The organism is Aporhodopirellula sallentina SM41 (assembly GCF_000346505.1).
Lineage (GTDB): Bacteria > Planctomycetota > Planctomycetia > Pirellulales > Pirellulaceae > Rhodopirellula > Rhodopirellula sallentina.
In genome coordinates this window covers 1-691 of record NZ_ANOH01000231.1, presented here as the reverse complement: position 1 = coordinate 691, position 691 = coordinate 1, and the positions used below count along the sequence as shown (strand labels likewise).

The 691-nt window shown below is 52.5% G+C and carries 1 protein-coding gene; it reads right to left on the bottom strand.

What is annotated here, in order from left to right:
* Nucleotides 1-49: 49 nt before the first annotated feature.
* Complete coding sequence (locus RSSM_RS15990) at nt 50-598, bottom strand: transposase (protein WP_008680778.1); 549 nt, start codon at nt 596-598, stop codon at nt 50-52.
* Between the last annotated feature and the right edge of the window lie 93 nt (nt 599-691).

Genomic DNA, 691 nt, shown 5'->3' with positions numbered 1-691 from the left:
GCAAGCAACCCCAACACGCCAAAAAACCCGAGTGCACGCGCACTTCGGATCATACCATTGCACTCCAAACACCCCACATTTGGTCACGAATCTTTCGATCCTGTGCTTCCAGAACGTAGGTGACACATCGCTCAATCTCGACGTCGCTGTCGAGATACGCGATGTCCCCTTTACGGGTCCACACAGGACGATCGCGAAACGCGGGATTGCTTGCTCGCAGTTCCATGGTTGCCTTGGATTTCAATTGGTCACGAACCTTGGGCGGCTTCCAATCGGGTGCGGCCAGAACAACATGCACGTGGTTGCTTCGGACGCTGCAGGCGAACAAATGCCAGCGACGATACTCACATATTTCAGTTACTGCGGAAGCAACTACCTCAATCATGGAACGATCAAGAAGCAAGACCGCATGTGCCAAGTGCTCTTGATGCCAACGCAGTAGTTTCGGTTGAGGCTGTTTTTCACCTTGCGTCCGGTGCCGCCAACCTCGGTGATCGCCAGGCAAAAAACTACCGTAGGTGGTCCATGTAATGAACAAAGCCATCGGCGACGTCGGCTGCAACGTAAACTCCCAAAACCAGTGGTGAGAGAGAATCATCAGACCACGCGAAGCACGGTTTGCAAACCGACAATAGACGCATGTTCAAAATAGAAATAGCCAGCAAGATACCACAAAAGGCATCCACAGCCC